The organism is Janthinobacterium sp. SUN137 (genome assembly GCF_030587265.1).
Lineage (GTDB): Bacteria > Pseudomonadota > Gammaproteobacteria > Burkholderiales > Burkholderiaceae_D > Janthinobacterium > Janthinobacterium kumbetense.
The window spans coordinates 174,464-188,589 of record NZ_JAPWHZ010000004.1 but is presented as its reverse complement, the minus strand read 5'-3'; the positions used below and the strand labels follow the sequence as shown (position 1 = coordinate 188,589).

The 14,126-nt window shown below is 63.7% G+C and carries 11 protein-coding genes; 3 read left to right on the top strand and 8 right to left on the bottom strand.

What is annotated here, in order from left to right; translation table 11 throughout:
• Positions 1 to 39 precede the first annotated feature (39 nt).
• The 8 genes from O3298_RS21265 to O3298_RS21230 form a co-directional block, all read right to left on the bottom strand.
• The gene (locus O3298_RS21265) at positions 40 to 813 is read right to left on the bottom strand and encodes a hypothetical protein (protein ID WP_305060486.1); all 774 of its coding nucleotides are present in this window, start codon (positions 811 to 813) and stop codon (positions 40 to 42) included.
• A complete protein-coding gene (locus tag O3298_RS21260; RefSeq protein WP_305060485.1) occupies positions 810 to 2,009 on the bottom strand; it encodes a DNA-binding transcriptional regulator in 1,200 nt (399 codons plus the stop codon). The genes O3298_RS21265 and O3298_RS21260 overlap by 4 nt, the downstream gene beginning before the upstream one ends.
• A gap of 32 nt (positions 2,010 to 2,041) precedes the next feature.
• Complete coding sequence (locus O3298_RS21255; RefSeq protein WP_305060484.1) at positions 2,042 to 3,184, bottom strand: sugar ABC transporter permease; 1,143 nt, start codon at positions 3,182 to 3,184, stop codon at positions 2,042 to 2,044.
• Positions 3,181 to 4,752 (bottom strand): D-xylose ABC transporter ATP-binding protein, encoded by a 1,572-nt coding sequence (gene xylG, locus O3298_RS21250; RefSeq protein ID WP_305060483.1) that lies wholly within the window; start codon positions 4,750 to 4,752, stop codon positions 3,181 to 3,183. The genes O3298_RS21255 and xylG overlap by 4 nt, the downstream gene beginning before the upstream one ends.
• Positions 4,753 to 4,815: 63 nt before the next feature.
• Entirely contained in the window at positions 4,816 to 5,790 is a 975-nt protein-coding gene (gene xylF / locus O3298_RS21245; protein ID WP_369811627.1) for a D-xylose ABC transporter substrate-binding protein, read from the bottom strand.
• A 91-nt stretch (positions 5,791 to 5,881) separates the two neighbouring features.
• Entirely contained in the window at positions 5,882 to 7,669 is a 1,788-nt protein-coding gene (locus tag O3298_RS21240; RefSeq protein ID WP_305060482.1) for an IlvD/Edd family dehydratase, read from the bottom strand.
• Entirely contained in the window at positions 7,666 to 8,433 is a 768-nt protein-coding gene (locus tag O3298_RS21235; RefSeq protein ID WP_305060481.1) for an SDR family NAD(P)-dependent oxidoreductase, read from the bottom strand. Before O3298_RS21235 ends, O3298_RS21240 begins: the two co-directional genes overlap by 4 nt.
• 167 nt (positions 8,434 to 8,600) lie before the next feature.
• Positions 8,601 to 9,761: a fumarylacetoacetate hydrolase family protein gene (locus O3298_RS21230; RefSeq protein WP_305060480.1), complete on the bottom strand. Its 1,161-nt coding sequence runs from the start codon at positions 9,759 to 9,761 to the stop codon at positions 8,601 to 8,603.
• 430 nt (positions 9,762 to 10,191) lie between these two features.
• On the opposite strand from O3298_RS21230, the gene chvE reads away from it, so the two are divergent.
• The 3 genes from chvE to mmsB all read left to right on the top strand — a co-directional run bounded on the left by chvE (position 10,192) and on the right by mmsB (position 14,073).
• Positions 10,192 to 11,214, top strand: a complete 1,023-nt coding sequence (chvE, locus tag O3298_RS21225; protein ID WP_369811626.1) for a multiple monosaccharide ABC transporter substrate-binding protein — start codon at positions 10,192 to 10,194, stop codon at positions 11,212 to 11,214.
• Between the two features lie 113 nt (positions 11,215 to 11,327).
• Positions 11,328 to 12,869, top strand: a complete 1,542-nt coding sequence (mmsA, locus tag O3298_RS21220; RefSeq protein ID WP_305060479.1) for a multiple monosaccharide ABC transporter ATP-binding protein — start codon at positions 11,328 to 11,330, stop codon at positions 12,867 to 12,869.
• Positions 12,859 to 14,073 carry a multiple monosaccharide ABC transporter permease gene (mmsB, locus tag O3298_RS21215; RefSeq protein WP_305060478.1) on the top strand — a complete coding sequence of 405 codons (1,215 nt, stop codon included), beginning with the start codon at positions 12,859 to 12,861 and terminating at the stop codon, positions 14,071 to 14,073. Before mmsA ends, mmsB begins: the two co-directional genes overlap by 11 nt.
• Positions 14,074 to 14,126 lie beyond the last annotated feature (53 nt).

The window sequence follows — 14,126 nt, the reverse complement described above, 5'->3', positions numbered from 1 at the left end:
AACTACCCCATGGTAGAACTGCCCCGCATATCTGACCAATCACTTATTTGACATCATTGATACCGGTTCGGATATGTCAAACGCGTCGAGATCCTGCACGCCCAAACGGTAGGCGAGCTTGAAGCGCATCGCCTGTCCCGGCTGCATTTCCACACCCTGCGCCAGCAGGGAAAAACAGCGCGCATCGGAATACAGATGGCAACTGTCCTGGGTGCTGGAAAAACGCAGGACCCGGCCCGACGCGGGGTCGGTAACCCGCGCCGCCTCGCGCAGCTGGCCGCTGCCCGTCCAGTAAAAATCATGCCGGAATCCCGGCAAGTGGGCCAGCGCGGGCCAGGCCAGACGCGAAGCGAGCGGCGCCGGCTGGCGGAAGTCAAACGCGCTGCCCGCCACATCGAGCGCGGCGTCACCCGCGCTGCCGCCTGGCCAAGGCCAGTAACGGTCGGCGGCCAGGCGCAGCACGTGGTCGCCCACGCCGGCACGGCGGCCCTGCAGGTTGAAGCGGGGTGCGGCAAGCGCAAAACGGGAAACGGTATCGGCCGTGGCGACGCAGTCGAGGTGCAGGCTGCCGTCGTCGTCAAACCGGTAGCTCAGGCGCACCGACAGGCCGTCTTGCGCCAGCTGCAACTGCAAGTGGCCGTCGCCGGGCGATGCGCACTGCCAGCCCGCGGAGGACCGCGCCCCTGGGGGCGCCGCGCCCAGCACATCGGCCAGCCGGCCATAGCGGTCGGGCGCCCACCAGGCCCGCACGCTGGCATCGTGCGTATCGATGGCCACGCGCATGCCGCGCGCGTTGCGCAACAGATGCATCATGGCGCCTGCCCGGGGGCTGGCGGCGGCCGGCTGCGCTGCTGGAATTCGCGCGGCGTGCAACCGAGTTCGCGCTTGAAGACGGCATGCATGTACTGCACCGTGGTAAAGCCGCAACGCACGGCCACCTCGGCCACCTGCCCCGGCCCGCGCGTCAGCAGGGTCTTGGCCGCGTCGAGCTTGAAATGCAGGATCTCATCGTGCACGCTGCGCCCCAGCTCCTGGCGGAAGTGCGCTTCGAGCGAAGAGCGCGACACGCCCACGTAATCGGCCACCTGCTCCGTCTTGATGCCCTGGCAGGCGTACTGGCGGATGAAGTGGCGCGCCTGCATCACCTGCGGATGCTGGAAGGGCTGATGGCGCGTGGAAGCGAGCACGTTCAGGCCCGCCGGCGGCACGAGGATGCGCGTGCCGGACAGCCGCGCGCCGTTGAGCATCTGGTGCAGCAAATGCGCCGCCGTGCGGCCCATTTCCTCCGTGCCCTGGATCACGGAACTCAAGGGAATGCGCGTGAGCATACGCGCCAGCGGGTCATTGTCGATGCCGATCAGGGCGACCTGCTCCGGCACGGCGATGCCGGCGTGCATGCACGCTTGCAGCAGCTGGCGCGCGCGTGCGTCGCTGACGGCGATGATGCCGACGGGTTTTTCCAGGCTGTTGAGCCAGGCGATCTGCTGCTCCACCGCTTCATCCCATGACGGCGCGCTGGTGGCGACGCCCCGGTACACGTCGGCATGCATGTGGTCGCGCTCCATCAAGGTGCAAAACGCCGTTTCGCGCTCCTGCGCCCAGCGGTTGATATCGGCCTCGGGCAGACTGAAACAGGCAAAGCGGCTCAATCCCGCTTCCACCAGGTGTTCATAGGCCAGCTTGACGATCTTGAAATTATCGGTCGCCACGTACGGGATGCCGGCCGGGTAATCCTCCGCGCGCGCATACGAGCCGCCCACGGCCACCACGGGCAGGCGACTGTGCGCCAGCGCCGCGCAGACGGCGGGATCGTCGAAATCGGCGATGATGCCGTCGCCCTGCCAGCGTTCGATGCCCGGCAGGCGGCAGCGAAAATCCTCTTCCAGGAACAGGTCCCACGACACGCGCGTGGTGTTAAGGTAGGCGGCGATGCCCGCGATGATGTCGCGGTCATAGATTTTATTCCCGTTAAACAGCAGCGCGATCCGGTGCGCGGTCGGCATCTTCATGGTGTCTCCTCCCGTGCCAGATCGTTTCACGGCTAGCGGCGTCCGGCACGCGTGCTGACATCGACCCACACGGCGAGGGTGAGGATACTGCCTTTTACGATCATCTGCCAGTAGGTGTCCACGTCCAGCATGGACATGCCGTTATCCAGGCTGGCCATCACCAGCGCGCCAATAAGGGCGCCATACACGGTGCCCGAGCCGCCGCGCATCGAAGTGCCGCCGATGAAGCAGGCGGCGATGGCATCGAGTTCGCTGAAGGTGCCGGCCGACGGCGAACCGGCCGCCAGGCGACCCGTGTTGATCAGACCCGCCAGCGCGCACATCAGGCCCATGATGCCGAAGATCCACAGCTTGACGGCTTTCACATTGATGCCGGACAGGCGCGTCGCTTCCATATTGCTGCCAACAGCGTAGATGCGGCGGCCAAACACGGTCTGGCTGGTGATATAGCTGAACAGCCCCAGCAAGGCCAGCAGCAACAGCACGGGCAGCGGGATGCCTTCATAGCCATTCAGGGTTTGCACGAAGGCGTACAGCACGGCGCCGATGACGGCCAGGCGCAAGCTGTCGGCCCAGGGCGCCGTCTGCGGCAAGCCATGCTGCGCGCGGCTGGCACGCGCGCGCCACGTCAGGAAAGCGGCCAGCAGGAACAGGCCGATGCCCAGCACGATGCCGGGCACCGCGGGCAGGTAGCCCTGCCCCAGGTAGACCATCGGCTCGGATACAGGCGCGATGGTGATGCCGCCCGTGATGCCCAGCAAAATGCCGCGATACGCCAGCATGCCACCCAGGCCGACGATGAAGGACGGGATGCCCCAGTACGCCGTCAGGTAGCCGTTGAGCAGGCCGATCACCAGGCCGCAGCCGAGTACCGCCGCCAGGTTCAAGGCCAGCGGCCAGTGCTGCGTCACGTCCAGCACGGCGGCGATGCCGCCGAGTAGCCCCAGCAGGGAGCCGATCGACAGGTCGATCTCGCCGGCGATAATCACCAGCACCATGCCGCAGGCGAGGATGCCGGTGACGGACATCTGGCGCAGCAGGTTCGACAGGTTGCGCGGCGTGAGGAAACTACCCTGCGTCTTCCACGAAAAGAAGGCCCAGATCAGCGCCACGGCGATCAGCAGGGCCAGCATCTTGTATTGGGTGAACAGCTGTTTGATACTGTGCGGTTTCATGCTGCGGTTTCCTTGTTTGCGGTATGGGCGGCGGGAGCCGGGCGCTGGTCCAGCGCCGCCGCCAGCACGGTTTCCTGGCTCAGGCCATCGTTGATAAAGTCGCCGCGCAGGCGGCCTTCGCCCATCACCAGCACGCGGTCGGACACGCCCAGCACTTCTGCCAGCTCCGACGAGACCATGATGATGGCCACGCCCCGGTCGGCCAGCGCCAGCATCAATTTGTAGATTTCATATTTGGCGCCCACGTCCACGCCGCGCGTGGGCTCGTCGAGAATCAGCACGCGCGGGCGCGTCAGCAGCATCTTGGCCAGCACGGCCTTTTGCTGGTTGCCGCCCGACAGGCTCGTAATGGGCAGCGACGGGCTGGCCGCCTTCAGTTCCAGCTGGGCGATCTCGCCGCGCACGGCCGTCAATTCCGCCTCGCCATCGATGCGCGTGGCGCGCGCGAACTGCTCCAGCACGGCCAGGGTGATGTTCTGTCCCACGTCGAGGTCCGGCACGATGCCGTGGTGCTTGCGGTCTTCCGGCACCATGGCCAAGCCCATGGCAATCGCCTTTTGCGGCGAGCGGGTATCGATTCTCCGGCCATCGAGCCACACTTCGGCCTGGCACGGCCCCTGGTAGGCGCCGAACAGGGCCGAAACGAGTTCCGTGCGCCCCGCCCCCACCAGGCCGGCGATGCCGAGGATTTCGCCCTTGCGCAGGGTAAATGACACATCGTCGACGCGCTTGCGCTGCGGGTTGTCGGCGTCGATGCAAGTCACGTGGCGTGCCTCCAACAGCACTTCGCCAATGGCCGGCGGCTGCGCGCGCTGCGGATACAGCTGGCTCATTTCGCGGCCCACCATCTGCGCGATGATGCGTTCGACGTTCATCTGCGCCATCGGCGTGGTGGCGATATGCCTGCCGTCGCGGATGACGACGATGGTGTCGCAGATGGCCGCCACTTCATCGAGCTTGTGCGAAATGTAGATACAGGTGACGCCCTTGGCTTTCAACGCGCGCAGGATATCGAGCAGTACGGCGATTTCCGACGCCGTCAGCGACGACGACGGCTCGTCGAGAATCAGCAAGCGCGCATTCTTGTTGAGCGCCTTGGCGATTTCCACCAGTTGCTGGTGGCCGCCGCCGTAATTCATCACGGGCTGCGCCACGTTCAATTCGGGAATTTTCAGTTCGCGCAGCAGCTCGTCGGCGCGCTTGTACATGGCCGCATAATGCATGCGCCCACCCGGCAGGGTCAACTCGCGGCCCATGAAGATATTCTCGGCCACGGACAGCTGCGGCACCAGCATCAGCTCCTGGTGGATGATGATGATGCCCGCGTCTTCCGTGTCGCGGATCGATTGCGCGCGCAGGGGCTGGCCATCCCACAGGATGTCGCCATCCCAGGTGCCGTGCGGGTACACACCGGACAGCACTTTCATCAGGGTCGACTTGCCGGCGCCATTCTCGCCGCACAGGCCGATACACTCGCCGGCCCGCACCTGCAGGTCGATGCCGTCAAGCGCGCGGACACCGCCAAACTGTTTGACGATGCCTTTCATTTCAAGCAGATAGTCGGACATGCTCACTCTCGTTGCGGATTAACAGAAATCAGGGGTCAGTCCCAGCGGGTCTGACCCCAGCTTTTAGTTGCCCAACTGAGCTTTGGTATAGAAGCCGTCGTCGACGAGAACGTTCACATTCGCCTTGGTCAGCGGCGTTGGTTTCAACAGCACCGTGCTGACTTTTTTCAAGCCGTTGTCATAGCTGGAGTTGTAGGCCGGCTTTTCATTGCGCGCCAGTTGCACGGCCAGCTTGGCCGCTTCGGCAGCGATGGTTTTGAGCGGTTTGTAGACTGTCATCGACTGCGTGCCGGCGATCACGCGTTTCACCGCCGCCAGATCGGCGTCCTGGCCCGAGACAGGTACCTTGCCTGCCAGTTTTTGCGCAGCCAGAGCCTGGATGGCGCCGCCGGCCGTGCCGTCGTTCGAGGCGACGATGGCGTCGATCTTGTTGCCGTTGGCCGTCAGCGCGTTTTCCACGATGGACAGCGCTTCGGTGGCGCTCCAGTCCTTCACCCACTGCTGGCCGACGATCTTGATATCGCCCTTGTCGATGAACGGCTTGAGCACTTTCATCTGGCCTTCGCGCAGCATCTTGGCGTTGTTGTCGGTCGGCGAGCCGCCCAGCAGGTAGTAATTGCCCTTCGGTTGCAGCTTGGTCACGCCTTCGGCCTGCATTTCGCCTACTTTCTCGTTGTCGAACGAGATATACGCGTCGATATCGGCGTTCAGGATCAATCGGTCATATGACAGCACCTTGATGCCGGCCTTTTTCGCTTCCTTGACGGTGTTGTTCAATACCGTCGCGTTGAACGGCACGATCACCAGCACGTCCACGCCGCGCGAGATCAGGTTCTCGATTTGAGAAATCTGACGCTGCTCGCTGGCGTCGGCCGACTGCACGAAGACCTTGGCGCCCTGCTTTTCGGCGGCGGCGATGAAGAAATCGCGGTCGCGCGTCCAGCGTTCCACGCGCAAATCGTCGATGGAAAAGCCGATCTTCGGGTTTTTTGCATCGGCCAGGGCGGCGCTGCTGGTCAATGCCAGCATGGCGGTCATGATGGCTGCACTGATGATCTTGTTCATTGTGTGTCTCCTTGTGGATTTTATTAACAACGTTTTTTCACTGCGGGTGTTGCGGCTTCAAAAATCAATGGTTGTGGCGCGGCAGGGTCTGCCCCACGGCGCGGTACTTCAGCGCCAGCTCCATGCAGGCGCCCGTTTCCAGCTGGCCCACGCTGGCGCGGTACAGCTCCTGCCATGGCGTGGCGCTGTCGTTGACGGGCGGCGGCAGCTCGTTGGCGCGGCGCGCCAGTTCCTGTGCCTCGACCAGCATGTCGCAACGGCCCGCGTTCAAGTCCACGCGGATCATGTCGCCCGTGCGCAGCAGCGCCAGGCCGCCACCGACCGCGCTTTCCGGCGACGCGTTCAGGATCGAGGGACTGTCCGAGGTGCCCGACTGGCGCCCGTCGCCCAGGGTCGGCAGGTTCAAAATGCCGGCCTTGAGCAAGGCGTCGGGCGGCTGCATGTTGACCACTTCGGCCGAGCCGGGCCAGCCGACAGGGCCGGCGCCACGCATGACCAGCATGCAGCTGTCGTCGATGGCCAGGGCCGGGTCGTTGATGCGCGCGTGGTAGTCGTTTGACCCGTCAAAGACAATGGCGCGCGCCTCGAATACGCCTTCGCTGCCCGGGCGCGACAGGTAGCGCTCGCGGAAAGCGGGCGAGATCACGCTGGTCTTCATGATGGCGAAGTCGAACAGGTTGCCCTGCAAGGCCATGAAACCGGCCTTTTCCTTCAGCGGCGCGGCAAACGGACGGATCATCTCGCGGTCCGCGCTTTCGCGCCCGGCCAGGTTCGCCGCCATCGTCTTGCCCGTGACGGTGGGCCGCTCGGCATGCAGCAAACCCGCCTGGAGCAACTCCCACATCACGGCCGGCACGCCGCCGGCGCGGTGGAAACGCTCGCCCAGGAATTTGCCGGCCGGCTGCATGTTCAGCAGCAGCGGCACGTCGTAGCCGTGTTCCATCCAGTCGCTCGAATGCAGCTCCACGCCCGCATGGCGGGCCATGGCCATCAAATGGGGCTGGGCGTTGGTCGAGCCGCCGATGGCCGCGTTGACGATGATGGCGTCCAAAAACGCTGCGCGCGTGAGGATGCTTGAAGGACGGACGTCCTCGAACGCCATGTCGACGATGCGGCACCCCGTGGCATAGGCGATCTGGCCACGCTCGCGGTACGGCGCGGGGATGGCCGAACAGCCCGTCAGGGACATGCCCAGCGCCTCGGCCAGCGCATTCATCGTCGATGCCGTGCCCATGGTGTTGCAGTGGCCGGCCGATGGCGCCGAGGCGGCGGCGATCTGCAGGAATTTGTCGTTGTCGATCAAGCCTGCGGACAACTGGCGGCGGCCCTTCCAGATGGCTGCGCCGGAACCCACCAGTTCGCCGTCCATCCAGCCGTCGAGCATGGGCCCGCCCGACAGCACGATGGCGGGAATGTCCACCGTGGCGGCGGCCATTAATTGCGCCGGCGTCGTCTTGTCGCAGCCGGTGGTCAGCACCACGGCGTCGATCGGGTAGCCATGCAGGATTTCCACCAGGCCCAGATACGCCAGGTTGCGGTCCAGCGCTGCCGTGGGACGGCGGCAGTTCTCGAAGATCGGGTGCAGCGGGAATTCCATCGGGATGCCGCCCGCGTCGCGGATGCCGTCGCGCACGCGCTGCGCCAGTTCCAGGTGGATGCGGTTGCAGGGACTGATGTCGCTGCCGCTTTGCGCAATGCCGATGATGGGACGGCCCGAACGCAGCTCCTCGGCCGTGATGCCGTAGTTCATGAAGCGCTCCAGGTACAGCGCCGTCATGTCGATGTGCTCGGGATTGTCGAACCAGTCCTGCGAGCGGAAGCGCCGCGACGGGCGTTGGGCAGGAATGTTCATGCGCCGTACCAGCCTGCGTCGACGTAGTATTCGCGGCCGGCGCACTTGGCCGCGTTGTCGGACGCGAGGAACAGCGCCAGCGCCGCCACGTCTTCCGGCTCCACGCGCGTCTGCAGGCATTGTCCCTGCAGGATCACGGCTTCCGCTTCCGGCGTATGCCACAGCCGCTCCTGGCGCGGCGTGCGCACGGCGCCGGGGATGATGCAGTTGACGCGGATGCCGTCGACGCCCAAATCGCGCGCCAGACCGCGCGTCAGGCCCTCGATGCCAGCTTTCGCCGTCATGTAAATCGACAGGCGCGCTTGCGCCAGGTGCCAGGAAATCGACCCCAGGTTGAGAATCACGCCGCCGCCCTTGGCGCGCATGGCCGGCGCCACTGCCTGGGCGCAGAAATACTGGTGGCGCAGGTTGACGGCGATGCGCTCGTCCCAGTAGGCGGGCGTGACGTCCTGCAGCTGGTGGCGGTCGTCATTGGCAGCGTTGTTGACGAGGATATCCGTGGCGCCCGCGCTGTGCTCGATCTCGGCGAAGGTGGCGGCCAGGGCTGCCAGGTCCGTCAGGTCGCAATAGCGGAACACGGGCGGCTGCGGCAGGTGCGCCAGCTTTTCCTGCAACGCCAGCGACGCCTCGCGGGCGATGTCGAGGAAAGTGACGTGGGCGCCCTGGCGCGCGAACGCCTCGACGAAGGCCACGCCGATGCCGGTGCCTCCGCCCGTGATGACGACGCGCTGACCTGCCAGGCTGGGATAGATTGCATGTTGCATGGTGTCTCACTTTTAGGAACGCATAACCAAACCTACTGCGCGTCGAGATTTGCGGCCTCCGATGCTCACTGACTCGGCGTCCCCGTGCATGCGCACAGCTCCGCTACTCAGCCACAACTCTCATCCGCTCGCTACGGTTTTGTTAAGCGTTCTTAGTTAATAAATAATCAAAGCAAACCGCGTTGGGCCAGGTTCTGGTACAGCGCGCGCACGCCGAACGTCCAGGGAGGAATCGCATCGCAGCGCTGCACTTCGTTGACCAGCGCGCCCAGCGCGGCGCTGGCAATCGTCACCCGGTCGCCCAGGTGGTGCGTAAAGCCGCCGCCCTGCGCGCCGCGGTCCTTCACGGGCGAGAACATGGTCCCCAGGAACAGCATGAAGCCGTCCGGATACTGGTGGTACTGGCCTGCCGTCTGGCGCACCAGGTCCAGCGGGTCGCGGCTGATCTCGCGCATGAAGCTGGCGCCTTCGAGCACAAAGTCATCGTCCGCGCCTTCGATCAGCAGCGACACTTCCGCCTGGCGCACGGTGTCGAGCGTGAAGTGTTCGTCGAACAGGCGGATGAAGGGGCCGATGGCGCAGGAACCGTTGTTATCCTTGGCCTTGCCCAGCAAGAGGGCGCTGCGCCCTTCGATATCGCGCAGGTTGACGTCATTGCCCAAGGTCGCTCCCAGCACCTCGCCGCGGCTGTTGACGGCCAGGACGATCTCGGGCTCCGGGTTGTTCCAGGCGGACGATGGCAGCAAGCCCACCTGCGCGCCGCAGCCCACCGACGACATCGGCTGCGCCTTGGTAAACACTTCCGCATCGGGGCCGATGCCCACTTCCATGTACTGCGACCAGGCGCCGCGCTGCTGCAGCTGCTGTTTCAGCCGCTGCGCCGCGTCCGAGCCGGGCTTCAATGCGGACAAGTCGCCGCCCAGGGTCATTTGCAGGGCGGTGCGCAAGCTCGCCGCGCGTGCCGCGTCGCCGCCCGCCTGTTCCTCGATCACCCGTTCGAGCAGGCTGACGGCGAAAGTCACGCCGCATGCCTTGACAGCCTGCAGGTCGCACGGCGCCAACAGCAGCGGCTCGCCTGCCGGCGCGGCCAGCGCCTGCTCCAGCAGCGCCGGCACGGAGCCGAGCGCGATTCCGGGCGCATGGCGGGCGATATCGAGCGCATCGCTGCGCTCGAACAGCTCAGCCACCGTCGCCACCGTCTGCGTGATGTCGACCACCTCGCCGCCGCGCACGGCGACGACGCAAGGGCCGTCACGCCAGATGCGGCCGATGAGGAGGGCCTGCGCCAGGTCGGCGGGCAACAGGGAGACGGGGGAAATCGGCTGCATGGCAAGCTTTCAAAGGGACGTGATGGGAAGGCAATCGGTCAAGTTCGGAGCGATTCTGCGCGCCGCCCTGTGTCGCCGCAATTACGAAAATCACCAAATTGAATGATGATTATTGGTATTGCAGTGCACCAAAAAAAGCCGCCGCGCGGTCCCCGTTTCTGCCCTGTCAGCAGGCGGGAAGCAGGGTTATGGCGCATTGCATCAATTGATCGATCGATATCGTTTTGGATATCGCCAATGCGAAAAAAGTGATTGGTGAGGGATGGATGGACAAACTAGTATCAGCCGTGGCCTGCAATCGGCCATCCGCACGGAGCCCGCCCACTGGGACGACGGCCCTGGCACATTCAACTATCGAAGACGGTGGAGACCTGAAATGAAAACAACAATGAAAATGCTGACCGCGAGCCTGGCGCTGGCCATCTCCGGCATGGCGGTAATACCCGTGGCAAGCGCCGCCGACAAGGGCGCGATCGGCATCTCGATGCCAACCAAGTCGTCCATGCGCTGGATCGCCGACGGCGACAACATGGTCAAGGTATTCAAGGAGCGCGGCTACAAGACGGACTTGCAGTTTGCCGACGACGATATCCCGAACCAGCTGGCGCAGGTGGAAAACATGATCACCAAGGGCGCCAAGGTGCTGGTGATCGCCGCCATCGACGGCACCACCTTGTCGAACGTGCTGCAAAAGGCGGCCGACAAGGGCATCAAGGTCATTTCGTATGACCGCCTGATCCGCGGCACGAAAAACATCGATTACTACGCCACCTTCGACAACTTCCAGGTCGGCGTGCTGCAAGCGGGCTATATCGAATCGGCGCTGAAACTCAAGGAAGGCAAGGGTCCGTTCAACATCGAGCTGTTCGGCGGCTCGGCCGATGACAACAATGCGCACTTCTTCTACAACGGCGCGCTGTCGGTGCTGAAACCCTACATCGACAGCGGCAAGCTGGTGGTGCGCTCGAAGCAGATGGGCATGGAAAAGGTCGCCACCCTGCGCTGGGACGGCGCCGTAGCGCAGGCGCGCATGGACAACCTGCTCAGCGCCTACTACGGGAATGCGCGCGTCGACGCGGTGCTGTCGCCGTATGACGGCTTGAGCATCGGCATCCTGTCGTCGCTCAAGGGCGTCGGCTACGGCACGCCGAAACAACCGTTCCCCGTCGTGACGGGCCAGGATGCGGAAATCCCGTCGGTGAAATCCATCATCCGCGGCGAACAGGCATCGACCGTGTTCAAGGACACGCGCGAACTGGCCAAGGTGACGGCCAACATGGTCGACGCGATGATGTCGGGCAAAGTCCCGACCGTCAACGATACCAAGACCTATAACAACGGCGTGAAAGTCGTGCCGTCCTACCTGTTAAAACCGGTCACCGTCGACAAGGCGAACTGGAAGCAGGTACTCGTCACCGGCAGCGGCTACTACACGGAATCGCAAGTGAAATAAGCATCGACGGTACTGAAGGCCCGGCGCTGCCGGGCCTTTCGCTTCATGCACGATCAAGAACAAGACTGCCGCACGACCGGCGCCGACCAGCGCGGCCGTGCCAGAGAGGTTATATGACGAACACTATCCTGGAAATGCGCGGGATACGCAAAACATTCCCGGGCGTCGTTGCGCTCGACAATGTCAACCTGCGGGTACGCAGCGGCGAGATCCACGCCATCGTCGGCGAAAACGGCGCCGGCAAATCGACCCTGATGAAAGTGCTGAGCGGCGTCTACGGCCATGGCAGCTATACGGGCGACATCGATTACCTGGGCCAGACGCGGCACTTCCGCGACATCAAGGACAGCGAAGAAATCGGCATCATCATCATCCACCAGGAACTGGCGCTGGTGCCCCAGCTGTCGATCGCCGAGAATATCTTCCTCGGCAACGAGCCGGCCCGCATGGGTGTCATCGACTGGGAATACGCGCAAGCGAAGACGCGCGAACTGCTGCACAAAGTCGGCCTGAAAGAGTCCCCGGACACCCTGATCACCAACCTGGGCGTGGGCAAGCAGCAGCTGATCGAAATCGCCAAGGCGCTGTGCAAGGACGTCAAGCTGCTGATCCTCGACGAGCCGACGGCCAGCCTGAACGAGAGCGACAGCGCAGCCCTGCTCGACCTGCTGCTGGGCCTGAAAGCCCAGGGCATCGCCTCTATCCTGATCTCGCACAAGCTCAATGAAATTTCCAGAGTCGCCGATGCCATCACGGTGCTGCGCGACGGGAACACGGTCGACAGTTTCGACTGCCGCATGGAGCCCGTCAGCGAAGACCGCATCATCGAAAAAATGGTCGGGCGCGAGATGGCCGACCGCTATCCACCGCGCACGCCCACCATCGGCGAGACCATTTTCGAAGTGCGCGATTGGCGCGTGTTCCATCCCGAGCATGCCGACCGCCCCGTCATCAAGGGCATCAACATGCATGCCAAGAAGGGCGAGATCATCGGCATCGCCGGCTTGATGGGCTCCGGGCGCACGGAACTGGCGATGAGCATTTTCGGGCGCGCCTACGGACAGCGCATCAGCGGCACGGTGCTGAAGAACGGCCAGGAGATCGACGTCAGCACCATCGGCAAGGCGATCGCGCATGGCCTTGCGTATGTCACGGAAGACCGCAAGGGCCTGGGCCTGATCCTGGAAGAGGACATCCAGAAGAATACCAGCCTGGCCAACCTGGACGCAATTTCGAAGCGCATGGTGATCGACGAGCAGCGTGAATTCAGCGTGGCCGAGGAGTTCCGCCGCAAGCTCAAGACCCGTTGCTCGAGCGTGGCGCAGAAAGTGGTCAACCTGTCCGGCGGCAATCAGCAGAAAGTGGTGCTGGCAAAGTGGCTGTTTTCGCGCCCCGACATCCTGATCCTCGATGAACCGAGCCGCGGTATCGACGTGGGCGCCAAATACGAGATCTACAGCATCATCAGCGAGCTGGCCGCCGAAGGCAAATGCATCATCATGATTTCGTCGGAAATGCCGGAATTACTGGGCATGTGCGACCGGATCTATGTCATGAACGAAGGCCGCTTCGCGGCAGAACTGAGCGCAGCAGAAGCATCGCAGGAGCGAATCATGCGCGCGATCGTTACACACGGAGAAAACAATGGACAATAAACTGACAGCGGGAACAGCGGCAGGCGCGCCATCGGCCGCGCCGCAAGCGAAAAGCTATGCCGGCTTCTTGAAGAACAATATGCGCGACTACGGCATGCTGCTCTCCCTGATCGTCATCATGGGCTTTTTCCAGTACATGACCGACGGCACCCTGATGCAACCGCTGAACCTGACCAACCTGGTGCTGCAAAACAGCTACATCGTCATCATGGCGCTGGGCATGCTGATGGTCATCGTGGCCGGCCATATCGATTTGTCCGTCGGCTCGGTGGTCGGCTTCGTCGGCGCGCTGGCGGCCGTCCTGATCGTCAACTACAACATGAACTTTGTCGCCGCCAGCATCATCTGCCTGCTGGCCGGCGCCGTCATCGGCGGCGCGCAAGGCTATTTTGTCGCCTTCTTCAAAATCCCCTCCTTCATCGTCACCCTGGCCGGCATGCTGGTGTTCAAGGGCCTGACCCTGGCGCTGCTGGCAGGCCAGTCGGTCGGCCCCTTCCCGGAAGGCTTCCAGATGCTCAGTTCGGGCTTTTTGCCCGACCCGTTCGGCGGCGAAAACCTGCGCGGCCTGTCGCTGCTGCTGGGCGTGATCGCCGCCGCCGCGCTGATCATCACCTCGCTGCGCAGCCGTGCCAAGCAACTGAAACACGGCATGGAAAACGAGCCGCGCGCCTTCTTCCTGCTGAAAAACGCCATCTTCGCCGCCGTGATGGTGTATTTCAGCTATTTGCTGGCATCGTACCGCGGCTTTCCCAACGTGCTGGCCGTGATGTCGCTGCTCATCGTCGCCTACACCTTCATTACCAACCGCACCGTGCTGGGCCGCCGCGTGTATGCGGTGGGCGGCAACGAGAAAGCGGCGCGCCTGTCCGGCATCAAGACGGAACGGGTCAGCTTCTACACCTTCGTCAACATGGGCATGCTGGCCGCGCTGGCCGGTTTGATCTTCGCGGCGCGCCTGAACACGGCCACGCCGAAAGCGGGAACAGGTTTCGAGCTGGACGTGATCGCCGCCTGCTTCATCGGCGGCGCCTCGGCTTCGGGCGGCGTGGGCAAGGTGATGGGCGCCGTCATCGGCGCCTTCATCATGGGCGTGATGAACAACGGCATGTCCATCATGGGCATCGGCATCGACTACCAACAGGTGATCAAGGGCCTGGTGCTGCTGGCGGCCGTGTTCATCGACGTCATTAATAAAAATAAATGAGAAGAACAAGGAAGCACAGGTTCGAGCCTTAGGGGGCTCTGGCCGGCGTTCGC

Coding starts and splice junctions, on each gene's coding strand:
- O3298_RS21265 (WP_305060486.1), bottom strand. CDS start 813: ATGATGCATCTGTTGCGCAACGCGCGCGGCATGCGCGTGGCCATCGAT.
- O3298_RS21260 (WP_305060485.1), bottom strand. CDS start 2,009: ATGAAGATGCCGACCGCGCACCGGATCGCGCTGCTGTTTAACGGGAAT.
- O3298_RS21255 (WP_305060484.1), bottom strand. CDS start 3,184: ATGAAACCGCACAGTATCAAACAGCTGTTCACCCAATACAAGATGCTG.
- xylG (WP_305060483.1), bottom strand. CDS start 4,752: ATGTCCGACTATCTGCTTGAAATGAAAGGCATCGTCAAACAGTTTGGC.
- xylF (WP_369811627.1), bottom strand. CDS start 5,790: ATGACCGCCATGCTGGCATTGACCAGCAGCGCCGCCCTGGCCGATGCA.
- O3298_RS21240 (WP_305060482.1), bottom strand. CDS start 7,669: ATGAACATTCCTGCCCAACGCCCGTCGCGGCGCTTCCGCTCGCAGGAC.
- O3298_RS21235 (WP_305060481.1), bottom strand. CDS start 8,433: ATGCAACATGCAATCTATCCCAGCCTGGCAGGTCAGCGCGTCGTCATC.
- O3298_RS21230 (WP_305060480.1), bottom strand. CDS start 9,761: ATGCAGCCGATTTCCCCCGTCTCCCTGTTGCCCGCCGACCTGGCGCAG.
- chvE (WP_369811626.1), top strand. CDS start 10,192: ATGGCGGTAATACCCGTGGCAAGCGCCGCCGACAAGGGCGCGATCGGC.
- mmsA (WP_305060479.1), top strand. CDS start 11,328: ATGACGAACACTATCCTGGAAATGCGCGGGATACGCAAAACATTCCCG.
- mmsB (WP_305060478.1), top strand. CDS start 12,859: ATGGACAATAAACTGACAGCGGGAACAGCGGCAGGCGCGCCATCGGCC.